The organism is Pseudomonas saudiphocaensis (assembly GCF_000756775.1).
In the GTDB taxonomy this organism is placed as follows: domain Bacteria; phylum Pseudomonadota; class Gammaproteobacteria; order Pseudomonadales; family Pseudomonadaceae; genus Stutzerimonas; species Stutzerimonas saudiphocaensis.
In genome coordinates this window covers 2,470,046-2,494,506 of record NZ_CCSF01000001.1, presented here as the reverse complement: position 1 = coordinate 2,494,506, position 24,461 = coordinate 2,470,046, and the positions used below count along the sequence as shown (strand labels likewise).

Annotated in this window: 21 protein-coding genes; 11 read left to right on the top strand and 10 right to left on the bottom strand. The window is 61.6% G+C overall.

Annotated elements, in window-relative coordinates:
* Window positions 1-124: 124 nt before the first annotated feature.
* Complete coding sequence (locus BN1079_RS11425) at window positions 125-1,123, top strand: GGDEF domain-containing protein (protein ID WP_052114471.1); 999 nt, start codon at window positions 125-127, stop codon at window positions 1,121-1,123.
* Window positions 1,124-1,336: 213 nt separating this feature from the next.
* Here the strand turns inward: BN1079_RS11425 and aguA are convergent, their stop codons facing one another.
* The 3 genes from aguA to BN1079_RS11410 form a co-directional block, all read right to left on the bottom strand.
* Window positions 1,337-2,434 carry an agmatine deiminase gene (gene aguA / locus BN1079_RS11420; RefSeq protein ID WP_037024490.1) on the bottom strand — a complete coding sequence of 366 codons (1,098 nt, stop codon included), beginning with the start codon at window positions 2,432-2,434 and terminating at the stop codon, window positions 1,337-1,339.
* Between the two features lie 108 nt (window positions 2,435-2,542).
* Window positions 2,543-3,424, bottom strand: coding sequence for an N-carbamoylputrescine amidase (gene aguB, locus BN1079_RS11415; RefSeq protein WP_037024488.1), 882 nt, complete (start codon window positions 3,422-3,424; stop codon window positions 2,543-2,545).
* A 156-nt stretch (window positions 3,425-3,580) separates the two neighbouring features.
* Complete coding sequence (locus tag BN1079_RS11410) at window positions 3,581-4,957, bottom strand: glutamine synthetase family protein (RefSeq protein ID WP_037024486.1); 1,377 nt, start codon at window positions 4,955-4,957, stop codon at window positions 3,581-3,583.
* 243 nt (window positions 4,958-5,200) lie between these two features.
* On the opposite strand from BN1079_RS11410, the gene BN1079_RS11405 reads away from it, so the two are divergent.
* The 8 genes from BN1079_RS11405 to BN1079_RS11370 all read left to right on the top strand — a co-directional run bounded on the left by BN1079_RS11405 (window position 5,201) and on the right by BN1079_RS11370 (window position 14,490).
* A complete protein-coding gene (locus BN1079_RS11405; RefSeq protein WP_037024477.1) occupies window positions 5,201-5,947 on the top strand; it encodes a gamma-glutamyl-gamma-aminobutyrate hydrolase family protein in 747 nt (248 codons plus the stop codon).
* Window positions 5,948-6,015: 68 nt separating this feature from the next.
* A complete protein-coding gene (locus tag BN1079_RS11400) occupies window positions 6,016-7,374 on the top strand; it encodes a glutamine synthetase family protein (protein WP_037024476.1) in 1,359 nt (452 codons plus the stop codon).
* Between the two features lie 165 nt (window positions 7,375-7,539).
* The gene (locus tag BN1079_RS11395) at window positions 7,540-8,898 is read left to right on the top strand and encodes an aspartate aminotransferase family protein (RefSeq protein ID WP_037024474.1); all 1,359 of its coding nucleotides are present in this window, start codon (window positions 7,540-7,542) and stop codon (window positions 8,896-8,898) included.
* Window positions 8,899-9,099: 201 nt separating this feature from the next.
* The gene (locus BN1079_RS11390) at window positions 9,100-10,197 is read left to right on the top strand and encodes a polyamine ABC transporter substrate-binding protein (RefSeq protein ID WP_037024473.1); all 1,098 of its coding nucleotides are present in this window, start codon (window positions 9,100-9,102) and stop codon (window positions 10,195-10,197) included.
* Between the two features lie 201 nt (window positions 10,198-10,398).
* Window positions 10,399-11,487: a polyamine ABC transporter substrate-binding protein gene (locus BN1079_RS11385; RefSeq protein WP_037024472.1), complete on the top strand. Its 1,089-nt coding sequence runs from the start codon at window positions 10,399-10,401 to the stop codon at window positions 11,485-11,487.
* An 83-nt stretch (window positions 11,488-11,570) separates the two neighbouring features.
* Entirely contained in the window at window positions 11,571-12,722 is a 1,152-nt protein-coding gene (locus BN1079_RS11380) for an ABC transporter ATP-binding protein (protein ID WP_037024470.1), read from the top strand.
* Window positions 12,719-13,615: an ABC transporter permease subunit gene (locus BN1079_RS11375; protein ID WP_037024468.1), complete on the top strand. Its 897-nt coding sequence runs from the start codon at window positions 12,719-12,721 to the stop codon at window positions 13,613-13,615. The genes BN1079_RS11380 and BN1079_RS11375 overlap by 4 nt, the downstream gene beginning before the upstream one ends.
* On the top strand, window positions 13,612-14,490 hold the full coding sequence (locus tag BN1079_RS11370; RefSeq protein WP_037024467.1) for an ABC transporter permease subunit: 879 nt from the start codon (window positions 13,612-13,614) through the stop codon (window positions 14,488-14,490). The genes BN1079_RS11375 and BN1079_RS11370 overlap by 4 nt, the downstream gene beginning before the upstream one ends.
* 69 nt (window positions 14,491-14,559) lie before the next feature.
* On the opposite strand, the gene BN1079_RS11365 is transcribed toward BN1079_RS11370, so the two are convergent.
* On the bottom strand, window positions 14,560-15,129 hold the full coding sequence (locus BN1079_RS11365) for a DUF6436 domain-containing protein (protein ID WP_037024466.1): 570 nt from the start codon (window positions 15,127-15,129) through the stop codon (window positions 14,560-14,562).
* Window positions 15,130-15,216: 87 nt separating this feature from the next.
* On the opposite strand from BN1079_RS11365, the gene bipL reads away from it, so the two are divergent.
* The gene (gene bipL, locus BN1079_RS11360; RefSeq protein WP_037024465.1) at window positions 15,217-16,155 is read left to right on the top strand and encodes a phospholipase BipL; all 939 of its coding nucleotides are present in this window, start codon (window positions 15,217-15,219) and stop codon (window positions 16,153-16,155) included.
* Between the two features lie 30 nt (window positions 16,156-16,185).
* Here the strand turns inward: bipL and BN1079_RS11355 are convergent, their stop codons facing one another.
* Window positions 16,186-16,950: a DUF2059 domain-containing protein gene (locus BN1079_RS11355; protein ID WP_037024463.1), complete on the bottom strand. Its 765-nt coding sequence runs from the start codon at window positions 16,948-16,950 to the stop codon at window positions 16,186-16,188.
* A 96-nt stretch (window positions 16,951-17,046) separates the two neighbouring features.
* Between BN1079_RS11355 and BN1079_RS11350 the strand changes: the two genes are divergently transcribed.
* Complete coding sequence (locus BN1079_RS11350; protein ID WP_037024461.1) at window positions 17,047-17,655, top strand: 2OG-Fe(II) oxygenase; 609 nt, start codon at window positions 17,047-17,049, stop codon at window positions 17,653-17,655.
* Between the two features lie 56 nt (window positions 17,656-17,711).
* Here the strand turns inward: BN1079_RS11350 and dctM are convergent, their stop codons facing one another.
* The 5 genes from dctM to BN1079_RS11325 all read right to left on the bottom strand — a co-directional run bounded on the left by dctM (window position 17,712) and on the right by BN1079_RS11325 (window position 24,430).
* On the bottom strand, window positions 17,712-18,992 hold the full coding sequence (gene dctM / locus BN1079_RS11345; protein WP_037024460.1) for a C4-dicarboxylate TRAP transporter large permease protein DctM: 1,281 nt from the start codon (window positions 18,990-18,992) through the stop codon (window positions 17,712-17,714).
* Entirely contained in the window at window positions 18,993-19,619 is a 627-nt protein-coding gene (locus tag BN1079_RS11340; RefSeq protein WP_037024458.1) for a TRAP transporter small permease, read from the bottom strand.
* A 289-nt stretch (window positions 19,620-19,908) separates the two neighbouring features.
* Window positions 19,909-20,901 carry a TRAP transporter substrate-binding protein gene (locus BN1079_RS11335; protein ID WP_037024456.1) on the bottom strand — a complete coding sequence of 331 codons (993 nt, stop codon included), beginning with the start codon at window positions 20,899-20,901 and terminating at the stop codon, window positions 19,909-19,911.
* Window positions 20,902-21,232: 331 nt separating this feature from the next.
* Window positions 21,233-22,618, bottom strand: a complete 1,386-nt coding sequence (locus BN1079_RS11330; RefSeq protein ID WP_037024454.1) for a sigma-54-dependent transcriptional regulator — start codon at window positions 22,616-22,618, stop codon at window positions 21,233-21,235.
* Window positions 22,619-22,624: 6 nt separating this feature from the next.
* The gene (locus tag BN1079_RS11325) at window positions 22,625-24,430 is read right to left on the bottom strand and encodes a sensor histidine kinase (RefSeq protein ID WP_037024452.1); all 1,806 of its coding nucleotides are present in this window, start codon (window positions 24,428-24,430) and stop codon (window positions 22,625-22,627) included.
* Window positions 24,431-24,461: the final 31 nt, after the last annotated feature.

Genomic DNA, 24,461 nt, shown 5'->3' with positions numbered 1-24,461 from the left:
TCGCCGCATCTGTCCCTGTCTTGAGCCACCAGGCTGGAACTTTGGATCTCCGCTACTTTCTGAACAGCATTGCGTCATGACCTACCGGTTCTCTGTCGGTCTGACGTCTGTTTGGATGGCAGGTATGTATCCCTTGAAGCAGCGAAGCGACCTGGTGACGGAAACCGAGCCACCGACCGAGACGCAAGCCCGTTTGGGCCTTATGCATGCCCGTGCCGAGGTGGCACGACTGCGCGAGCGAGAGCAGCTGTTCAGCACGTTGATGGGCGCCGTCAATGCTGTGCTGTGGGCGTTCGATGGGCAATCGCGGCGGATGGTCTATGTCAGCCCGGCCTATGAGCGCATCTTCGGTCGCTCGGCAGCTTTGCTGCTGGCGGATTTCGATGAATGGCGCAACAGCGTCTATCCCGACGATCTCGAATATGCCGAACAGTCCTTGTACGACGTGCTTGAACTGGGTGCCATCGAGGGACGCGAGTACCGCATCATCCGTGGTGATGGGCAGCTGCGCTGGATCAGCGATAAATGTTTCGTCGCCCAGGGCGTCGACCATGAGCGCGGGTCGATCGTGGTTGGTATCGCTGAGGACATCACTGAAAAGAAGCAACTCGAAGGTGAATTGCAGCGCCTGGCCACCACCGATGTGCTGACCCAGAGCAGCAACCGCCGGCACTTTTTCGAATGCGCCCATCGCGAGTTCGAGCTGGCCAGGCAGTACGCCACCCCGCTGGCGTTCCAGTTGCTGGATATTGATGACTTCAAGCGAATCAACGACAACTACGGCCACCCTATGGGCGATCAGGTGCTTCAGCGCGTTGCGCAGTGTGGCGCCGCGGTACTGCGGCGGGGTGATCTGTTCGGGCGTATCGGTGGCGAAGAATTCGCGCTGCTATTGCCTGGCTGCAAGCCGGATCTCGCCGAGCAGATAGGGGAGCGCCTGCAGCGAGAAGTCCAGCGGCTTTCGTTCACCGCGCCTGGTGGCAAGCGTTTCAGTGTGACCATCAGCCTCGGCGTGACCTACCTCAAGGCTGAGGACGCGGACCTCAGCGCCATGTTCGCCCGCGCCGATGCAGCGATGTATACCGCCAAGCGGCTGGGTAAGAACCAGGTCATTGTCGGCTGACCAGCTGTGGCTGGATCAGCCGAACGCGTAATCCCGTTTCGCCCCTACTGAACCACACCAGGTCCGGCTTTAGCAGGCTGTTGAAAAACTACCTGCGTTGGCAATACTGCGTTAAAAACGGCCTCAAAATGCTCATTTACAACTCGTAAACTGCGCTTTTTCGGCCGTTTTTGCCTTGTCTTGCCTGCCTCGCCTACGTTTTTCAACGGCCTGTTAGGGCAGCGGCTGCTGCTGGGTAATGCAGTGAATATTGCCGCCGCCAAGCAGGATCTCCCGGCCCGGCACCATCACCACTTCATGTTCGGGGAATAGTCGGCGCAGGATGCTTTCGGCTTCGCTGTCGTGGGCGTCGTCGAAGCTCGGCGCGATGATGCCGCCGTTGACGATCAGGAAGTTCACATAGCTGCCGGCCAGACGAATCGAAGGGTCACGTGGCTGGCTGCCGTCGATAGCCAGCACGCCGGCGCATTCGGCCTCACTCGCATAAATTGGTCCGGGAATCGGCATCCGATGCACAGTTAATGGGCGTCCACGTGCGTCGCGCTCCCGCTCCAGCACGCGCAGCGCTGCGTTACAGCGTTCGAAGTTGGGATCGGCGGGATCGTCAGTCCAGGCCAGCAGCACTTCGCCGGGACGCACAAAACAGCAGAAGTTGTCGACGTGTCCATCGGTTTCGTCGTTGTACAGGCCATGGGGTAGCCAGATCACCTTGTCGATGGCCAGGTGCTCGGCCATTACCGTCTCGATCTGCACGCGCGACAGGTGCGGATTTCGGTTGCGGTTGAGCAGGCACTCTTCGGTGGTGATAAGGGTGCGTTCGCCATCCACGTGGATTGCTCCGCCTTCAAGCACGAAGCCCTCGGTGCGGTAGCGCTGGCGTCGCTCGATCTGGAGGATCTTGCGCGCTACCAGGTCGTCGGTCTGCCAGTCGGCATAGAGACCGCCGTCCAGGCCGCCCCAGGCGTTGAACGTCCAGTCGACGCCGCGCAGGCCGCCCTTGCCATCAATGACGAAGGTCGGGCCGGTGTCGCGCACCCAGGCGTCGTCGCTGCTGATTTCTACCACGCGAATATGTGGGTCATCCAGCTGTTGGCAGGCGTTCAGGTACTGCCCGGCACTGGCGCAGACCGTTACCGGCTCGAAACGGGCAATGGCACGCGCCACGGCGGCAAAGGCCGCCTGCGCCGGTACGCCCTGTTCGCGCCAGTTGTCCGGGCGCTCGGGCCAGACCATCCAGGTCTGGCTGTGCGGCGCCCACTCGGCGGGCATGAAGTAGCCGTCGGCGCGGGGTGTGGAGGTCAGGGTGGTCATGACGATATCCGTCGATAGGGTGGAAAACGGCGGCAGACCTTTTCCACCATTGGGTTTCCGAACGGTGGAAAACGCTGTGCGGTTTTCCACCCTATGCATGGCTTTGGCTCACTCGGACGGCTGCGAGCCGTCCAGGGTCTTGATTGCACCGTAGAGATTCGGCCGGCGATCGCGGAACACGCCCCAGGCGCTGCGGATGTGTTCGAGCTGGTCAAGATCGAACTGGTGCACCAGCACGCCTTCGCTGGTGCGGTCCATTTCCTCGACCTTCTCGCCGAACTGGTCGGCGATGAAAGAGGAGCCGTAGAAGGTGATGTCGTAACCGTCCTGCTCCTCGGTACCGACGCGGTTGCTGGCAATCAGCGGCATCAGGTTGGCGCCGGCGTGGCCCTGCTGGACACGCTGCCAGTGGTCGCGCGAGGTGATGTTCGGGTCATGCGGCTCGCTGCCGATGGCGGTGGGATAGAACAGCAGTTCGGCGCCCATCAGCGCCATGCTGCGGGCAGTTTCCGGGAACCACTGGTCCCAGCAGATGGCTACGCCGATCTTCGCATAGCGGGTGTTCCAGACCTTGAAGCCGCTGTCGCCGGGGTTGAAATAGTACTTCTCGTGGTAGCCGGGGCCGTCCGGGATGTGGCTCTTGCGGTAGACGCCCAGCAGCGAGCCGTCGGCATCGATGATGGCGATGGAGTTGAAGCGGGCGCGCCCGGCCAGCTCGAAGAAGCTGATCGGCAACACCACGGCCAGCTCCTTGGCGATCTTCTGGAAATGCAGGATCGCCGGGTTTTCCTCTACCGGGGTGGCCAGCTGCAGATATTCGGGGTTGGGCTTCTGGCAGAAGTAGGGCGTCTCGAACAGTTCCTGGATCAGGATCACCTGGGCACCTTTGCCGGCGGCTTCGCGGACAAGCTGTTCGGCCTTGGCGATGTTCGCCTGGCGATCCCAGGAGCACGCCATCTGAGTGGCGGCGACGGTAACGGTACGGGTCATGACGGCCTCGCTGAGTTGAGCTTTCGGAATGGAGTGATTCTAAGCGATGGGGTTCAGAGAAGCAGCTGGCAGCCGGAGCCTGAACCATAAGCTGTCCGGACGGCGGGTGAGCCCCGCCGATCCGGTGTGGTGATGCGTCTGACGGCTTGCCCGGCCTTAGACCGTGTGCAGATACCAGTTGTATTCCAGGTCTGAAATCGAGTGTTCGAACTCGGCCAGTTCGCTTTCCTTACAGGCGACGAAGATGTCGATGTAATCCGGGCTGATGTAGCGGGCCATGATTTCGTTGTCGTCCAGCTCGCGCAGGGCATCGCGCAGGTTGGTCGGCAGGCTCTGCTCGACCTGCTCGTAGGAGTTGCCCTCGATGGGCGCATCCGGCTCGATCTTGTTGGTCAGGCCGTGGTGCACGCCCGCCAGAACGCTGGCCAGCAGCAGGTAGGGGTTGGCGTCCGCACCGGCGACACGGTGTTCGATACGCACGCCGTCCGGGCTGTCGGTGGGCACCCGCAGGGCCACGGTGCGGTTGTCCAGGCCCCAGCAGGGCGAGTTGGGCACGTAGAACTGCGCGCCGAAGCGGCGGTAGGAGTTGACGTTGGGGCAGAGGAAGGCCATCGAGGCGGCCATGGTCTGCTGGACGCCGCCGATGGCATGCCGCAGGGGTTCGCTCTCAAGCGGATTCTCGGTGGCGAAGATGTTGTTGCCCTGCTTGTCCAGCAGCGAGATGTGCACATGCAGGCCATTGCCGGCCTGGCCCGGATAGGGCTTGGCCATGAAGGTGCTGTCCATCTCGTGGTCGTACGCGATGTTCTTGATCAGGCGCTTGAGTAGTACCGCGTAGTCGCAGGCCTTGATCGGGTCGGCCACGTGGTGGAGGTTGACCTCGAACTGCGCCGGCGCGCTCTCCTTGACGATGGCATCGGCAGGAATGCCTTGTTCCTTGGCGCCTTCGAGGATGTCCTGCAGGCAGTCCACGTATTCGTCGAGATCGTCGATCAGGTAGACCTGGGTCGAATGGGGGCGCTTGCCCGAAATCGGCGAGCGTGGCGGTTGTGGTCGGCCGTTCACGTTCTCCTGGTCGATCAGGTAGAACTCCAGCTCAAAGGCGGCACAGATGGTCAGGCCCAGCTCGTCGAACCGGCTAACCACCTGGCGCAGCACTTCGCGCGGGTCGGCGAAGAACGGCGAGCCGTCGCGCTCGTGCATGGTCATCAGCAACTGCGCGGTGGGGCGCTTCTGCCAGGGTTCGTTGGACAGCGTATTGGGGATGGGGAAGCAGATGCGGTCCGAGTCGCCGATGTCCATGCCCAGTCCGGTGCTTTCTACCGTGATCCCGTTGATGTCGAGGGCAAACAGCGAAGCAGGCAGGTTGATGCCCTTCTCGTACACCTTGTGCAGGCTGGCGCGCTCGATGCGCTTGCCGCGCACGACACCGTTCATGTCGGCGATCAGCAGGTCGACGTATTGGACCTCCGGGTGTTGCTTGAGAAATGCGTTCGCTTCATTGAGCTGAACGGCACGCGGCGGCGGTTGCATGATGAGTTACCTTAAATATTGTTAAAAATTTCAATCATCAAAACGGCTTGATCGGAGTCAATCGAAAAGCCTTGCGACTGTCAATAGCGGCGCGCGAGTGCCCCATTATGGGCTGTGGCGGGCATTTCTGGGGCGCAGGAATCCCCCCGGAGAGGCCGAGATGAAGGTCGTTCAGCAATCTATTGTCTATAAAAATGAACAAGACTACTCTTCGGTGAGACCCACTTAAAAAACGAGTTTTTCATGTCTCGAGTGCCCCTGATCGGTGTGTGTGCCTGTACCCGGCAGATCGGCCATCATGGCTTTCATATTGCTGGTGACAAATATCTGCGTGCCGCAGCGATTGCCGGCGTGCCCCTGGTGATACCGGCGCTGGGCGAATTGATCGACCGGCAGTCCCTGCTGAGCAGCCTCGACGGCCTGCTCTTCACCGGCTCGCCGTCCAACGTTGAACCTCATCATTACCAGGGCCCGCCCAGCGAGCCCGGTACACCCCATGACCCTTCGCGCGACCAGCTGACGCTGCCGTTGATTCGCGAGGCGGTGGATGCCGGCATTCCGCTACTTGGGATTTGCCGTGGCTTTCAGGAAATGAACGTGGCCTTCGGCGGCACCTTGCACCAGAAGGTGCACGAGGCCGGGCCTTACCAGGATCACCGCGAGCGCCCCGAGGACCCCGTCGAAGTGCAATATGGCCTGAGCCACACGCTGCATGTGCAGCCGGGCGGCGTGCTGGAGCGGCTTGGCCTGCCTGCCGAGATTCGTGTCAACTCGGTGCATGGGCAGGGCGTCGAACGGCTGGGTGCGGGGCTGAGAGTCGAGGCGCTGGCACCGGACGGCCTGATTGAAGCGTTCTCCGTTGAAGGAGCGTCCAGCTTCGCCCTCGGGGTGCAATGGCATCCGGAATGGAAAGTACATGAACATCCGGCTTACCTGGCGCTGTTTCAGGGCTTCGCAGAAGCCTGCGAGGCACATGCGCAACGGCGCTAAAGGATACCTGCGGTACAAGCTTCACAAGGTGCAAGCATCATGCGGGTACTTTACCAATTGAGGTCATCATGAATACCAAGCTCGACCAGCTCACCAGCTGGCTGAAGGAACACAAAATCACCGAAGTGGAGTGCCTGATCAGTGACCTGACCGGCATCGCCCGAGGCAAGATTTCACCGACCAGCAAGTTCCTCGGTGAAAAGGGCATGCGTCTGCCGGAAAGCGTGCTGTTGCAGACGGTCACCGGAGACTATGTCGAGGACGATATCTACTACGAGCTTCTCGATCCGGCGGACATCGACATGTTCTGCCGTCCTGATCCCGATGCGATGTTTCTGGTGCCCTGGGCCATCGAGCCGACCGCCCAGGTGATTCACGACACCTACGACAAGATGGGCAATCCCATCGAGATTTCGCCGCGCAACATCTTGAAGCGCGTGCTGAAGATGTATGCCGACCGCGGTTGGCAGCCCATCGTCGCGCCGGAAATGGAGTTCTACCTGACCCAGCGCTGCGAGGACCCCGACCTGCCGTTCCAGGCGCCAATCGGGCGTTCCGGTCGCCAGGAGACGGGTCGCCAGTCGTTCTCCATCGACGCGGCCAACGAATTCGATCCGCTGTTCGAGGACATGTACGACTGGTGCGAGGCCCAGGGACTGGATCTGGACACCCTGATCCACGAGGAAGGCACCGCGCAGATGGAGATCAACTTCCGTCACGGCGAAGCGCTGCATCTGGCCGACCAGATCCTTGTGTTCAAGCGCACCATGCGCGAGGCGGCGCTCAAGCACAACGTGGCGGCCACTTTCATGGCCAAGCCGATGACCGGCGAGCCAGGCAGTGCCATGCACCTGCACCAGAGCGTGATCGACATCGAGACCGGGCAGAACATCTTTTCCAACCCGGACGGCTCAATGAGCCAGCTGTTCCTCAATCACGTTGGTGGCCTGCAGAAGTACATTCCCGAGCTGCTGCCGATGTTCGCGCCCAACGTCAATTCGTTCCGCCGCTTCCTGCCCGACACCTCGGCGCCAGTGAACGTCGAGTGGGGTGAGGAGAACCGCACCGTGGGGCTGCGCGTGCCGGACTCCAACCCGCAGAACCGCCGTCTGGAAAACCGCCTGCCGGGCGCCGACGCCAACCCCTACCTGGCCATCGCCGCCAGCCTGTTGTGCGGCTACATCGGTATGGTCGAGGGGCTGAACCCGAGCCCGCCGGTCAAAGGACGCGGATATGAGCGGCGCAACCTGCGTCTGCCATTGACCCTGGAAGCCGCGCTGGAACGCATGGAGAACTGCCGCGAGCTGCGTAAGTACCTGAGTCCGAAATTCATTACCGGCTACGTTGCGGTCAAACGTACCGAGCAGGAGAACTACCACCGGGTGATCAGTTCCTGGGAGCGGGAATTCCTGATGCTTTCGGTGTAACGGCGGGCGCAGGGTGGATGTCGCTTGCTACATCTACCTTGGTTTCCTGGGGCGGGCGTCACGTGGAAGCCAGGTGGATCGATAAAGCGCGACCCACCCTGCGTCGCGCCGAAGACGTGGATGAGTTTTTCATCCAGCCAAAATCACGGATAAAAGAGGTGACTGATGAGCGATTCGCAAACCCTGCACTGGCAAGACCTGAGCCGCAATCATCACCTGCCGCCGTTTACCGACTACAAGGCACTCAACGCCAAGGGCACCCGGGTGATCACCAAGGCTTCCGGGGTCTATCTGTGGGATAGCGAGGGCCACAAGATCCTTGATGCCATGGCCGGGCTCTGGTGCGTCAACATCGGCTACGGCCGCGAGGAACTGGTCGAGGCCGCCACCCGGCAGATGCGTGAGCTGCCCTATTACAACCTGTTCTTCGAGACCTCTCACCCGCCGGCCATCGCGCTGGCCAAGGCCATCGCCGACGTCGCGCCGGCCGGCATGAATCACGTCTTCTTCACCGGCTCCGGCTCGGAAGCCAATGACACGGTCTTGCGCATGGTGCGCCATTACTGGGCAATCAAGGGCAAGCCTGCCAAGAAAGTGGTCATTGGTCGCTGGAACGGTTACCACGGCTCCACCGTGGCGGGCGCCAGCCTGGGTGGCATGAAGGCCATGCACGGCCAGGGCGACGGTCCGATTCCCGGTATCGAGCATATCGACCAGCCTTACTGGTACGGCGAAGGCGGCGAGCTCGACCCGGAAGAGTTCGGTGTTCGCGTCGCCCAGCAGCTGGAGCAGAAGATCCTTGAGGTGGGTGAAGACAGGGTCGCCGCCTTTATCGCCGAGCCGATTCAGGGTGCCGGCGGCGTGATCATTCCACCGACCAGCTACTGGCCGAGGATTCGCGAGATTCTGGCGCGCTACGAGATTCTGTTCGTTGCTGACGAGGTCATCTGTGGCTTCGGCCGCACCGGCGAATGGTTCGGCAGCGACTACTACGGCAACGCCCCCGACCTGATGCCCATCGCCAAGGGCATGACCTCGGGCTACATCCCCATGGGTGGCGTGGTGGTGCGCGACGAAGTGGTGCAGACCCTCAACGAGGGCGGCGAGTTCTACCACGGCTTTACCTACTCGGGTCACCCGGTGGCTGCAGCGGTTGCGCTGGAAAATATTCGTATCTTGCGTGAAGAGAAGATAGTCGAGCGAATCAAAGCCGAAACGGCACCCTATTTGCAGTCACGCTGGCAGGAACTGGCCGAGCACCCGCTGGTGGGTGAAGCACGTGGCGTCGGCATGCTGGGTGCGCTGGAATTGGTGAAGAACAAGAAGACCCGCGAGCGCTTCGACAAGTCGGGGGTTGGCATGCTCTGCCGTCAGCATTGCTTCCAGAATGGTCTGGTGATGCGTGCAGTGGGCGATACCATGATCATTTCACCGCCGCTGGTGATCAATAAGGAAGAGATAGACGAGCTGATCGTCAAGGCGCGGCGCTGTCTGGATGCTACGGCGGCAGAGGTGCTGGGGTGACCACGGGGAGCGGTTTTCCCGGCGTGGACCGACTATGCTTGATGGCAGGTAGCCTTCAATGACGATTAGCTGATTGAATAAAGGGTTCCAATCTTGCCAGACTGCGTGCCGGGTTGACTTGGGCCTGGTCGATGTCGGCATAAGCTCCCGATCAATTGAATGATCATCTAAAACCCCGACAACGTAACAGGAGAAGCACGGATGACACCCTTTGCCAAAACGCTATTTGCCTTGACGCTGACCGGCGCGCTCGCTGGCGCTGCCCAGGCCCAGGAGAAGGTTCTGCATGTTTTCAACTGGTCCGATTACATCGCTGAAGACACACTGAGCAACTTCACCAAGGAAACCGGCATCAAGGTCGTTTACGACGTATTCGATAGCAACGAAGTATTGGAAGCCAAGCTGCTCGCCGGCAGCTCCGGCTACGACATCGTGGTGCCGTCCAACCCCTTCCTGGCCAAGCAGATCAAGGCTGGGGTGTTCCAGAAGCTGGACAAGTCCAAGCTGTCCAACTGGGACAATCTCGACAAGGACCTGCTCAAGGCGCTGGAGCCGAGCGATCCGGGCAACGAATACTCGGTGCCGTACATGTGGGGCACCATCGGCATCGGCTACAACCCGGAGAAGGTCAAGGCGGCTCTGGGTGAGGACGCTCCCGTGGACTCCTGGGACCTGGTGTTCAAACCCGAGAACATCGAGAAGCTGAAGTCCTGCGGTGTCGCTTTCCTCGACTCGCCTACCGAGATGCTGCCGGCAGCGCTGCATTACCTGGGCCACGCCTCCGACAGTGGCAAGGCCGACCAGCTGAAGCAGGCCGAGGAGCTGTTCATGCAGATCCGCCCGCACGTGGCCTATTTCCATTCGTCCAAGTACATCTCTGACCTGGCCAACGGCAATATCTGCGTCGCCATCGGTTACTCGGGTGACGTTTACCAGGCCAAGTCTCGCGCCGAGGATGCGCAGAACGGCGTCAACGTCAGCTACAACATTCCCAAGGAAGGCGCCGGCAGCTTCTTTGACATGCTGGCAATTCCGGCTGATGCCAAGAACGTCGAAAACGCCCACGTGTTCCTCAACTACCTGATGAAGCCGGAAGTCATGGCGCCCATCGTTGACTACGTACAGTTCCCAAGCGCCAACGCGGCTTCAACTCCGCTGGTGGCTGAGGAAATCCGTACCGACCCGGGCATCTATCCGAGCCAGGAGGTGCTGCAGAAGCTCTACACCTTCACCGACCTCGACCCCAAGACCCAGCGCACCATGACCCGCAGCTGGACGCGGATCAAATCTGGTCGCTGATACCTGAACAGCTCGCCGAATCTGCGGATTCGTGCGAGCCAGCGGGCCGCTGTTTCACCGCTGCACGGGTGTCGGGCGGCCTGTTTCGGGCACGATGTATGGCTTTTTGTATCAGACCAGTTGCATTCCCTTGGTTTTTCCAATAAATAGCCCGACCTTCGTCCGCTGTGCTAGCGCGGCCAATAACAAGAGGACAATTCCATGCGTTCCACGCTGAAGTCGCTTCTTATCGCCGTTGCCGCAGTCAGCGGTAGCGTTTCTGCCCAGGCCGCCAGTGTGCATATCTACAATTGGTCGGATTACATCGGCGAAACCACCCTCGAAACCTTCGAGAAAGAGACCGGCATCAAGCCCGTCTACGATGTCTTCGATGCCAACGAAACCCTGGAAGCCAAGCTGCTCGCCGGGCGTAGCGGCTATGACGTGGTGGTGCCTTCCAATCACTTTCTCGGCAAACAGATTCGCGCCGGTGCCTTTCAGGAGCTGGACCGCAGCAAGCTGCCGAACTGGGACAATCTCGACCCGGCTCTGCTCAAGCAGCTGCAGAAGAACGATCCCGGCAATGCCTATGCCGTGCCTTACCTGTGGGGCACCAATGGCATCGGCTACAACGTGGAAATGGTGAGCACGGCGCTCGGGATCGAGGAGGTCGATTCCTGGGCCGTGCTGTTCGAACCGGAGAACGCCAAAAAGCTCGCCGACTGTGGCATCGCGCTGCTCGACTCAGCAGATGAAATGATCCCGGCGGTGCTCAACTACCTGGGGCTGGACCCCAATAGCGAAGATCCGGACGACTACGCCAAGGCCGCGGCCAAGCTGCAGGAAATTCGCCCTTACGTGCGCTACTTCCATTCCTCCAAATACGTCTCCGATCTGGCCAACGGCAATATCTGCATTGCTGCCGGCTTCTCCGGTGACGTGTTCCAGGCTGCGGCACGCGCCGATGAAGCTGGCAAGGGCATCGATATCGCCTACGCCATCCCCAAGGAAGGCGGCAACCTCTGGTTCGACATGCTGGCGATTCCCGCCGACGCGAAGAATGTCGAGCAGGCCCACGCATTCATCAACTATCTGCTCAGGCCTGAAGTCATCGCTTCGGTCAGCGATTACGTCGGCTATGCCAACCCCAACATCAAGGCCGGCGAGCTGATGGACCCGGAGGTTCGCCAGGACCAGTCCATCTATCCGCCGCAGGACGTACTGGATCGCCTGTTCGTCAATAACGAACTGCCGCCCAAGATCCAGAGGCTGATGACCCGTTCCTGGACCAAGCTCAAGTCCGGACAGTGATAATGGTCGGGCGCTGCTCGGCTTGTACAAGACGATAGATCCGGCGATGTCCGGGCCCATTTCTTTTGATCGGGAGTTTGCGCATGGCTGTTGCCTCCAGCGCCTACAAAAAGGCCCTCACCGGTGGGAGCCAGAACAAGCAGGTGCTGCTGAAGATCGACCGTGTCACGAAGAAATTCGACGAGACGGTGGCGGTCGATGACGTCTCGCTGAGCATCCACAAGGGTGAAATCTTTGCCCTGCTCGGGGGCTCTGGATCGGGCAAGTCGACACTGCTGCGCATGCTCGCCGGCTTCGAACGGCCGACCGAGGGGCGGATTTTCCTCGATGGTCAGGACATCACCGACATGCCGCCCTACGAGCGGCCGATCAACATGATGTTCCAGTCCTATGCACTGTTCCCGCATATGACGGTGGAGCAGAACATCGCCTTTGGCCTCAAGCAGGATCGCCTGTCCAAGGCCGAGATCGACGAGCGTGTCCAGGAGATGCTTGGTCTGGTGCAGATGACCCAGTACGCCAAGCGCAAGCCGCACCAGCTCTCCGGCGGCCAGCGCCAGCGTGTGGCTCTGGCCCGCTCGCTGGCCAAGCGGCCGAAGCTGTTGCTGCTCGACGAGCCCATGGGCGCGCTGGACAAGAAACTGCGTTCGCGCATGCAGCTCGAGCTGGTGCAGATCATCGAGCGCGTTGGCGTGACCTGCGTGATGGTTACCCATGACCAGGAAGAGGCCATGACCATGGCCGAACGCATCGCGATCATGCACATCGGCTGGATCGCCCAGGTCGGCAGCCCCATGGACATCTACGAGACCCCGGCGAGCCGGCTGGTCTGCGAGTTCATCGGCAACGTCAATCTGTTCGATGGCGAGCTGATCGAAGATATGGAAGGCCATGCGGTGATCGGCTGCCCGCAGCTGGAACGACCGATCTATGTCGGGCACGGCATCAGTACCCGTGCCGAGGACAAGCGCGTGACCTTCGCCCTGCGCCCGGAAAAGCTGCTGATGAGCATCGAAAAACCCGAGCTGGAACTGCCCGACTACAACTGGGTACAGGGCACCGTGCACGATATCGCCTACCTGGGCGGGCACTCGGTGTACTTCATCAAGCTTGAGTCAGGCATGTTGCTGCAGGCCTTCGTCGCCAACGCCGAGCGCCACGTGAAATGGCCGACCTGGGACGAACAGGTCTATGTGCATTGGCTCAGCGACAGCGGCGTGGTGTTGCAGGCATGAACCGCATACGCCTGAGCGTCGGTCGCCGGCTGGTCATCGGCGTCCCTTTTCTGTGGCTGATGCTGTTCTTTCTGCTGCCGTTCGCCATCGTCCTGAAGATCAGCTTTGCCGAGGCCGATGTGGCGATTCCGCCGTATACCGATATCTTCGCCTACGCCGATCAGCAGTTGCAGGTGCTGATCAACCTCGGCAACTACATCTTCCTTAGCGAAGACGCGCTCTATCTGGCGGCCTACACCGGATCGTTGAAGATCGCCTTCTTCAGCACCCTGCTGTGCCTGCTGATCGGCTATCCCATGGCCTACGCCATCGCCCGGGCGCGCCGTGATCTGCAGACGGTGTTGTTGCTGCTGATCATGATGCCGACCTGGACGGCGATCCTGATCCGCGTTTATGCCTGGATGGGGATTCTCAGCAGCAACGGCCTGCTCAATAGCCTGCTGTTGAGCATTGGCCTGATCGACACGCCGCTGCAGATCCTCAACACGGATCTGGCGGTGTATATCGGCGTTGTGTACTCCTATCTGCCATTTATGATCCTGCCGCTCTACGCCAACCTGGTGAAGCACGACCTGAGCTTGCTGGAAGCCGCCTCCGACCTTGGTGCACGGCGGTTGACCAGTTTCTGGAAGATCACCGTACCGCTGTCCAAGAACGGCATCATCGCCGGCTGCATGCTGGTGTTCATTCCGGTGGTGGGTGAGTTCGTCATTCCCGAGCTGCTCGGTGGCCCGGAGACGCTGATGATCGGCAAGGTGCTCTGGCAGGAATTCTTCAACAACCGCGACTGGCCGGTGGCTTCGGCGTTGGCGGTGGTGATGCTGGCGATCCTGCTGGTGCCAATCATTCTGTTCAATCGCAACCAGGCCAAGGAATTGGAGGGCAAGCTATGAAGCGCTGGAGCTTTTCCAACCTGATCCTGGTGCTCGGGTTGCTGTTCATCTACCTGCCAATGGTCATTCTGGTCATCTACTCCTTCAACGGGTCGCGTCTGGTGACGGTCTGGGGTGGCTGGTCGGTGAAGTGGTATGTAGGGCTGCTCGACAACGCCCAGCTGATGGGCGCCGTCATGCGTTCGCTGGAGGTGGCGTTCTACACCGCCATCGCTGCGGTGGCGCTGGGCACCATGGCCGCCTTCGTGCTCACGCGTATCCCGGTGTTCCGTGGCCGCACGCTGTTCGGCGGGCTGGTCACGGCGCCGCTGGTAATGCCCGAAGTGATTACCGGTCTTTCGCTGCTGCTGCTGTTCGTGGCCATGGCGCAACTGGTGGGCTGGCCGGCGCAGCGTGGTCTGGCGACCATCTGGATCGCTCACACCACCTTCTGCTCGGCCTATGTAGCGGTGGTGGTGATGGCGCGCCTGCGCGAGCTGGACCTGTCCATCGAGGAGGCGGCAATGGACCTCGGGGCGCGTCCGTGGAAGGTGTTCCTTGTGATCACCATGCCGATGATCGCGCCCTCGCTGGCCGCTGGCGGGATGCTTTCCTTTGCCCTGTCGCTGGATGACCTGGTATTGGCCAGCTTCGTCTCAGGCCCCGGCTCGACCACCCTGCCGATGGAGATCTTCTCTGCCGTGCGCCTGGGCGTGAAACCGGAGATCAACGCCGTCGCCAGCCTGATCCTGCTGACGATCTCGTTGTTCACCTTTATCGCCTGGTACCTCTCGCGACGTGCGGAGAAGCGCCGTGTTCGCTCCATGCGGCAGGCTATAGATGCCGAGCAAGGTGCCGAGCGCAAGGTCATGATGCCGCCGCCGGCCCATAGCTGAGCGGAAAGATGAAAGGGCGCAGCTTGCGCCCTTTTGCTTGTTGCCCAAGGGTTTGTCGATCAGGCCTGCTCAGCGCTGCCAGTCACAGAAGCACGCAACCGCCAGGGAGTGGGTAGCGCGGACCGGTCGCCCGGCCAGCAGCGCTTCGAGGATGGGTTCGACGAAGCTGTTGTCCGAGCTGCATACCGCACCTTCACTGTAGGGGCCGATATAGGCCAGCTGGCCATTGCTATCCCAAATACCCACCGCCGGGCTGGCCGGCAGCAGCTCGGAGCCCGCAATTCCCGGAAGAGGTTTGAGCGCCGCCAGCTGTTGAGGCAGCCGGCCCGTGCTGCTCGGCTTGCGCACCTCGAAGAATTCCACTGGCTGATCGGCAAAATTTTCAAGCAACTCCTGCAGATGACGCTGATTGCCCACGTTGCAAGGGCAGCCAGGGTCCCAGAAATGCACGAAGCGCACCGGGCCTGGACCCTGTAGCGCGGCCGGGAGCTGTAAAGCGTCGCCGGAAAACAGCTCGGCACGCTCGCCCTCGAACGTGCGCAGATAGCGCGCCTCGAACCACCAGAACGCAGCAAGCATGGTGCTGGCCCAGAACAGGACAATCAGCCCTGCGATCAGATACTTGCGGCGGGTGCTCATGGCAGAACTCTACGGGTGGGCCGGCAAGCTTGCCATGACGCGGCGCAGAGCTGAATATCCGAAGGCCAAGCAAGTTGAAGAATTCCCATGCCCGCACGTATCCAGCCCGAGCGCCTGCGCAACGGTCTGTCATCATTGTCCCAAGCTGTTGTCGCAGGCGCCGAAGCCCTTGAATACCAGTCCTACTATGGCCTGGACCTGCCTCATCGGCCTAAAGTGCAACGTCGTCTGGGGCGCTTTCGGGTTGGCGATTACGACATCGTGGCCCAGGCCTGGTGGCCAGAGCAGCCCCACGCGACCTTGCTGATCCTGCATGGCTACTACGACCATATGGGCCTGTACCGGCATGTGGTGGATTGGGGGCTGGGGATGGGCTTTGCCGTGCTGGGTTGTGATCTTCCAGGGCATGGGCTTTCCAGCGGGCCGCGAGCCAGTATCAATGAGTTCGACGAGTACCAGGCGGTGCTCAGTGGTTTGTTCGAACAGGCCCGGCAACTGGATTTGCCGCGGCCTTGGCACCTGCTGGGGCAGAGTACCGGTGGCGCAATCGCCATCGATCACCTGTTGCATCGGCCGGACGATGCCGAGCTAGGGCGCACCATCCTGCTGGCACCGCTGGTGCGCCCGCGCGCCTGGCTACGCTCGCGGATCAGCTATGAGCTGGTGCGCCGCTTCGTGCAGCAGATTCCCCGGACTTTCAGTGACAACTCCGGAGACCCCGCCTTTCTGGATTTCGTTCAGCGCAGTGATCCGCTGCAGCCGGACATCCTGCCCACCGCCTGGGTCGGCGCACTGTCGCGCTGGATCCCGCGCATCGAAGGCGCTGGGGCGAGCCGGCAAAGCCCGATCATCATCCAGGGCGAAGCTGACATGACTGTCGACTGGCGGTACAACCTGCCGGTTCTGGAGCGAAAATTTGCCGCCCCGGAAATTCTGCGTTTGCCCGGCGCGAAGCATCATCTGGTCAATGAGCATGAAGCCCTGCGGCGGGAGTATTTCGACTTTCTCAGCGAGCGGCTGAAATGATCCGCAGGGTCGAATTCATACGCCTCCGGGCTAGCGACCCTGCTGCGCCTGAAGCTCGTTGCCGCTCACGCCAGCGCCAAGGCCTGCACGTAGGGTCTTCAGCGCTGCCTGATAGTAATCCCGGCCTGTGGATGACTGGGCGAAGGTAACGAACTCGTCCAGTTCCACATCCGAGAGGTTGCGGTAGACATATAGCAAGGTATTGTCCAGGTCGGCCTCGATCTCCTGTTGCAGACGCGCGCGCTGGCTGTCCAGCAGGCCCTGAGCCTGATTACCGCCGAGCAGGCCGGGGATCATCTGGCTAAGGCTGTCGGCGGCGACACCGGCCAGCGCCAGGCTGACCTCGGCACCCGCCTCTGCAGCGGGCAGAGCCTGGGCCAGGTGGCGAATCAGCAGTTGCCGATTGCTGCCGGCTTCCATGCGTGGCAAGCCGTTTTCATAGCGAGCCAGTTGCTCCTTGCGCGCGGCCAGGGTTTCGGCGGCAACGATCTTGTGGCCCAGGGGTGTCTGGAAGAACTCCAGCGCTGGTTGTGGGTCATTCAAGGACTGGCGCAGAGCCTGCTTGGCGCGTCGGTCGATCGCGTCGGCAGCGAAGCGTCTGTTGCTGTTGGTCACCAGTGCCTGGTAGACCGCAGGCGGCAAGCTGCTCTTGTAGCGTTGCTGGGCGGCGACCAGTGCGTCGCTGAAATTGCCCCGCTGCTCGGCCCAGCCGGCGGTTTCGTAGAGCTCGTCGTAGGTGTCGGCCAGGCTGCTCAGGCTGAAGGCAAGTAATACACAGGCAATAAGGGCGCGCATGGAGGCTCCTGTTGGCGGGCGGTTTATTTTCAGCGCCCGCAGCATGCTTGTCGAGGCGCTGTTAGACTCTTTCAGTATCCATTCGGAGTCACTTTCTTGCAGTTTTCAACCATCATCGATGACTTGGCTACACAGGGCTGGTCGCTGCAGAGTTCCTTTCTTTCCAATGCTGTGACCCACAAGCTGGCTGACGAGTGCCGCAGACGCGAGGCTGAAGGTGCGCTTGCGCCTGCCGGAGTTGGGCGTGGTGAGGCGCAGGCCGTGCGCGAAGGTATTCGTGGCGACCAGATCCAGTGGCTGGAATTGGGGCAATCCGAGGTCTGTGATCTCTACCTTAATTTTATGGACGAGTTGCGCAGAGCGCTCAACCGCGAGCTGTTTCTCGGTCTGGAAGAGTTCGAGTGCCACTTCGCCTTCTATCCGCCCGGTGCCTTCTACCAGACCCATCTCGATCGCTTCCGCGACGATGACAGTCGCTGCGTTACTGCGGTGCTCTATCTCAACCCTGACTGGCAGCCCGAGCATGCCGGTGAGCTGCGTATGCATTTTCCTGATGGCTCGCAGCGTGATATTGCCCCGCTGGCCGGCAACCTGGTGGTGTTTATGTCCGGCGACTTTCCCCATGAAGTGCGCCCCACCCAGGCCGAACGACTGTCGTTAACTGGCTGGTTCCGCCGGCGGCCCGAGGATGTGCTGGGGCTCTGAGCGCAGATGAAAAAAGCCCGGCGCGAGGCCGGGCAGAAGGCAGGGCAGGAGGGCGGTTACATGCCCAGCCAGTTCGGCAGTGCCAGGGATACCCACGGTACGTAGGTGATCACCACCAGGAAGCTCAGCATCAGTGCCAGCCATGGCAATACCGCGCGGACTACCTGCGTTACTGGCATGCCTGTCACCGCCGAGGCGACGAACAGGTTTAGGCCCACTGGCGGCGTGATCAGACCGATCTCCATGTTCACCACCATGATGATGCCCAGGTGAATCGGGTCGATGCCCAGCTGTACGGCGATCGGGAAGAGGATCGGCGCCAGGATCAGGATGATCGCCGACGGCTCCATGAAGGCACCGGCCACCAGCAGCACGATGTTGACCACCAGCAGGAACATCCACGGCTCGAGGCCGGCCGCGACTACCCAGGCGGTAATCGCCTGCGGAATCTGCTCGGTGGTCAGCACGTGAGCAAAGAGCATGGCGTTGGCGATGATGAACATCAGCATGATGCTCAGCTTGCCCGACTCCAGGATCACCTTCGGGCACTCGCTCAGCTTCAGATCCTTGTAGACAAAGATGGCGACGAAGGCCGAGTACACGGCGGCCACGGCGGCGGCCTCGGTGGGAGTAAACATGCCCGAGTAGATACCGCCGAGGATGATCACCATCAGCAGCAGGCCCCAGAGCGCCTTGCGCGCGGCAGACAGCCACTCGCGGAAGGTGGCGCGCGGCAGGGCCGGCAGGTTCTTCTTAACCGCGATGATGTAGATGGCGATCATCAGCGCGCCACCGAGCATCAGGCCCGGTACCACGCCGGCCATGAACAGCTTGCCCACCGAGGTTTCGGTCGCGGCGGCATACACCACCATCACCACCGACGGCGGAATCAAGATGCCCAGGGTACCGGCGTTACAGACGATGCCCGCACCGAAGGCCTGCGGATAACCGGAGCGCACCATGCCGGCGATGGCGATGGAGCCGACTGCCGCCACGGTGGCCGGGGACGAACCCGACAGTGCGGCGAACAGCATGCATGCCAGTACCGCACCGATGGCTAGGCCGCCACGGATATGTCCGACGCAGGCGTTGGCGAAGTCGATCAGGCGGCGGGCCACGCCGCCGGTGGTCATGAAGGCACCGGCCAGCAGGAAAAACGGAATCGCCAGCAGGGTGTAGTGCTCGGAAGTCTCGAACAGCTTGATCGCCAGCGAGCGCACCGAGTCTTCACTGAAGATCATGATGGTCAGCGAGCCGGCCAGGCCCAGCGATATGGCGATGGGCACGCCGATAAACATCAGCAGGAATAGGACGACGAATAGGAACAGGATGGTCATTTACTTCGACTCCTCTTCGCCGAGCTTGAGTGCGTCGGCTGCTTCATCGGCCAGGCCGAGGCCGGTTTGTTCGCCACGCAGAATACGCACGAAGATTTCGACGAAGCGGATGAAAACCATGGCGAAGCCGAAGGGCACGATCATGCCGATGTGCCATTGCTTAACGCCAACATGACCCAGGTCCTCCGCGCCGATGTTCGCGATGAACAGCGTTTCGATCCATTCGTAGCTGGCCACACTCAGGAGGCCGGCATAGCCCAGACAGATCAGGCAGGCAAGGATGCCGATGTAGCGCTGGACGTGCTTGGGTGCCAGCTTTACCAGCGCATCGACGCCGATATGGCCGGCAGTGCGTACGCCGTAGGCCAGGCCGAAAAAGATCAGCCAGGCGAACAGCGCCTTGGTCAGCGCGGTGCTCCAGGTCATGGACTGCGCCAGGCCGATGATGAAATCACCGATGGCATAGAAGAAGTCCTCGGCTGCCGGAAAGCGCTCGGCGAGACTGTAGAACAGCGTGTAGAAGTTGTTGAGGATGACGTATACGAACGTCACCAGAGTCATGGCGGCCAGCAGAAAGGCGATGAAGCCTTCCTCGAAGTGGTCCCAGACACGCCGCAGCGCGTTCATGGATGACATCTCCCGATGGACATTGATGGGATGGTTTGAGCGGACCGGATCGGCCACGGCGGCCGCCACGATTCGCCATGCACCAGCCGCGGCGGCTGGTAGACAGAGCAATGAAAAATTCTTGTTATGGCCGGTGAGGTGGCAAGGCCTGGGGTCGCCATGGCCAGTTGCCTGCACGCCCGTGGTGAGGGCTGGTGTTTTGCCGGTTGGACTGTCTTTTCACTGATCTGTCGGTGTCGCTCTACTGGAAATGGAGGGAGCAGATTGTGTCTGCCCCCTCCGGCGAGGGTTACTCGCCTTTGTTGGCGGCTTCGGCGGCCTGGATCAGGTCGGCACCGATTTCGCCTTCAAACTTCTTCCACACCGGCTTCATCGCTTCGCGCCACAGCTCGCGCTGCTCCGGCGTCAGGGTGACGATCTCGGTGGTGCCGGCATCGATGATGCGCTGCTTGTCGGCTTCGTTCAGCTCGCTGGCCAGACGGTTCACTTCGACGGTGACTTCGTCCAGGATGGTTTCCAGCTCGGTACGCACGTCATCCGGCAGGCCGTTCCAGAACTTGGTGTTGGTGATCACCATGTAGTCCAGCAGACCGTGGTTGGACTCGGTGATGTACTTCTGCACTTCGTGCATCTTCTGCGAGTAGATGTTCGAGTAGGGGTTCTCGGCACCGTTCACCACGCCAGTCTGCAGGCCCTGGTAGACCTCGGCGAAGCTCATCTTGCGCGGGTTTGCGCGCAGCGCCTTGAACTGCTCGTCCAGTACGGCGGAAGCCTGTACGCGGAACTTCAGGCCGCGGGCGTCCTTGGGCTCGACCAGCTTCTTGTTGGCCGACAGCTGCTTCATGCCGTTGTGCCAGTAGCCCAGGCCGGTGATGTTCTTGTCTTCCATGGAGCGCAGCAGCTTCTGGCCGGCTTCGCCTTTCTGGAAGCGATCAACCGCCTCGATGTCGTCGAACAGGAACGGCAGGTCGAAAACCTGGATGCCCTTGGAGTAGTGCTCGAACTTGGCCAGCGAAGGCGCGATCAGCTGTACGTCGCCCAGCAGCAGAGCTTCCATTTCCTTGCCGTCACCAAACAGCGAGGAGTTCGGGTAGACCTGAACTTCGACCTTGCCCGGCAGACGCTCTTCGGCCAGTTTCTTGAACAGCAGGGCGCCCTGGCCTTTCGGCGTGTTTTCCGCAACCACGTGGGAGAACTTGATGGAGATCGGGTTGGCGTTGGCCAGACCGGCAATACCCAGGGACAGAGCGCAGGCGAGCGCCGTGGCAGTCAACTTGAACATTCTTGTTTCCTCTTGTTGTGGATGAACCGCCCCCACGAGGCGGCTCGACTGTAGTCGGCAAGGCAGGACAGGTGCGACAGCTGGCACACCAACCGCGTCCATCTCGCCGGCTCATGGGCTTCTTGGAGCAAGCACTGTGCCAGTTGCGAAAATGCATGCAACTGGAGGCCGATTGATGGCCAATTGCCGATAAGTGGTTGCGGACAGCCTGTCGGCTCTAAAACTTTAGTCGAATGAGCGAGCGGCTGCCGTTACCTGTAACGGGAGATTTCCCGCCTTGAATTTCCCACCGACGAGGGTGTCGGCGGTGGGTGTGGCGGAAAACCGCCAGCTATTCGCCGTCCTCCGGCGAGCTTCCGCCAGTGTCGGCAAAGCTCAGACCGTGCTTGCGCAACTTGTCGTGCAGGGTCTTGCGCGGCAGTCCCAGCGCCTCGGCGACGCTGCGCAGGGAGCTGTGCGGGCGCGCCAGTTCAGAGGCGATCAGCGCGCGCTCGAAGGCATCGACCTGTTCGCCCAGGGTCAGGCCCGCGGTCGGGGTGCCGCCTGCCAGCGCGCCGCTTTCGTCCAGCCCCAGATCCAGCCCCAGGGCGAAGCGCTCGGCGGTGTTCTGCAGCTCGCGCACGTTGCCCGGCCAGGGGTGGCGCAGCAGCTGCGCGCGCTGCTCGGGGCGCAGGTCGCGAATTGGCAGCCCGTGGCGCTGGGCAGCGGTTTCGCTGAAGTGGCTGAACAGCAGCAGCAGGTCTTCGCTGCGCTCGCGCAGCGGCGGAATGCGCAACGGCGCGACGTTGAGGCGGTAATAAAGGTCGGCGCGGAAGCGGCCCTGCTCAGCGGACAAGCGCAGGTCTTCCTTGGTGGCGGCGATCACGCGGATATCCAGGCTGATCGACTGGTTGCCGCCCAGGCGTTCGACTACCCGCTCCTGCAGCATGCGCAGCAGCTTGACCTGCACGTCCAGGCTCATGCTCTCGATCTCGTCGAGGAACAGGGTGCCGCCGTTGGCGAACTCGAATTTGCCGATACGGCGCTTTTGCGCGCCGGTGAAGGCACCGGCTTCGTGGCCGAACAGTTCGCTCTCGACCACCGACTCGGCCAGGGCGCCGGCGTTGATGGCGACGAAAGGGCCGTCGCGGCGGCTGGACAGGTCGTGCAACGCGCGGGCAACGACTTCCTTGCCGGCGCCGGTCTCGCCCAGAATCAGCACATCGGCCTGGGTGCCGGCCAGCGCGCCGATCTGCTCGCGCAGGCGGACCATGGCCGGCGACTGGCCGAGCAGGCGCGCCGACAGTTGCTGGCGGTCGGCCAGGGCCAGACGCAGGCTGCGGTTGTCCAGCACCAGCTGACGCAGGGCCAGGGCGCGGCGCACGCTGTCGAGCAGGGCCTCGCTGGGGAAGGGTTTTTCCAGAAAGTCATAGGCCCCGGCACGCATCGCCTGCACCGCCAGCTGGACATCGCCGTGGCCGGTGATCAGTAGTACCGGCAACTCTGCGTCATGGCTTTGCAGCTGTTGCAGCAATTGCAGGCCATCGATCCCCGGCATGCGGATATCGCTGACCACCACGCCCGGCCAGTCGGCAGGCAGTCGTTGTGTCAGGTTGCGGGCATCGTCCAGATCGAGCACCCGCAGCCCGGCCAGATCGAGCGTCTGGCTCAGAGCTTTGCGCAGGTAGGGATCGTCATCGACCAGCAGCACTTGAGTTGCGCAATCGATCTGACTCATGGGGTTTCAGTCCTCGCTCGGAAAGGTCACGCCCGGGTCGGCGCTGCGTAGGTACAGGCTCAACTGAGCTCCGCCCTCGGGGTGGTTGGCAATGCTCAGTTCGCCATCCAGTGCGCGGGTCAGGGTATCGCAGATGGCCAGGCCCAGGCCCAGCCCCTGGGTGCTGGTCTTGGTGGTGAAGAAAGGCTCTCGCGAGCGCTGCAGGGCTTCTTCGCTGAAGCCGGGGCCGTTGTCACGCAGGGTCAGCAGCACGCCGTCGTTCTTGCGTTCGGCACGCAGCCAGATGCGCCGTTCCGGTGGCCGCTCGCTCAGCGCGTCGAGGGCGTTGGCCAGCAGGTTGGAGAGAATCTGTCGCAGTCGTGTCTCGCCAGCCTGGACCCAGAGGGTCGCTTCCGGCAGATCGCGAATCAGCTCGACGCCCATGGCTTGGCGACGTTTGGCCAGCAGCGCCAGGGCATCGTCCAGTGCCGGTTGCAGGGCGACGCGCTCGGGGGCGTGGCGGTCGCGACGGGCGAAGGCGCGCAGGTGAGCGATGATCGAAGCCATGCGAGCCGTGAGTTCGCTGATCAGCTGGAGGTTGTCCCGCGCCTCATCGGTGCGTTGGTGATCGAGCAATACCCTGGCATTGTCGGCATAGCTGCGGATGGCGCCCAACGGCTGATTGAGTTCATGGCTGATGCTGGCGCTCATGGTACCCAGCGCCGAGAGCTTTCCGGCTTGCAGCAGCTCGTCTTGAGTGCGGACCAGTTCCTGCTGGGTCTGCTCGCGCTCCAGAACCTCCTGTTTGAGGCGGCTGTTGAGCGCTTCCAGATCCTGAGTGCGCTCCTGTACGCGGCGCTCGAGTTGCTGGCGTGCCCGCGCATCCAAGGCGATGCGCTCCAGTAAATGGCGTCGTCGCTGCATCCACAGGCCAACCAGCAGCAGGAGTGCTGCGAGCGTCGCGCCGCCGATGGCCACGACCGTGCGTACCGGCCTTTCAAGCAGAGTAATGGGCGCGAGAATACGTACCGTCCAGCCAGTTTCCTTCAGCTCGCGGCTCTGGATCAGCCAGGAATCCAGGTCCAGTGTCATCAGCTGCGGGTTGAGCGTGGTATAGGGTTGATCGAAGGCGATCTGCTCGCGCTCGTCGGCTTCCAGGCCTCGCGTTGCGCGAAAACGCCACTCGGGGCGCGAGGTAAGGATCACTACGCCAAAGTTATCGGTGACCAGCAGCTGTTCCGGTGTCTTGCCCCAAAGAGTTTCGGTGTGGTCCAGGTCGACCTTGACCACCAGTACGCCGATGGCCTTGTCGCCATCGTATACGGCAGAGCCGAAGTAATAGCCGCGCTTGCCGGAGGTATTGCCGAGGCCGAAGAAGCGCCCGAGCCGGCCCTGTCCTTCCATGGCCTGGCGGAAGTACGGGCGAAAAGCGAAGTTGCGGCCGACGAAGCTGTCGTGATCGTCCCAATTGGATGAAGCCAGAGTAGTGCCTTCCAAATCCATCAGATAAATCACGTCCGCGCCCGTCTGCCGATGCAGCTTCTTCAGCAGGCGATTGGCGTTATCGCGCAAGGCGGGATCTTCGGCGGAATGCAGGGTGGCGCGTAGTGCAGGCAGATTACCAAGGATGCCTGGCAATACTTCATAGCGGCTGAGGATGCCGAGCAGGTTAGCGACGTAGAGATCCAGGGTCTGGCGGTTCTGCTCGATACGCTCGTTGCGGTAATAGCGCTCGGCCAACTGTTGCAGTGGCCACAGCAGCGGCGCCAGCAGCAGTGCCAGCAACGCCAGATTGCGCCAGCGTGGGCGACGGGGAGATGGAGGTGGAGTCATGCGGATGCGCCTGAAATTCGCGCACATTATG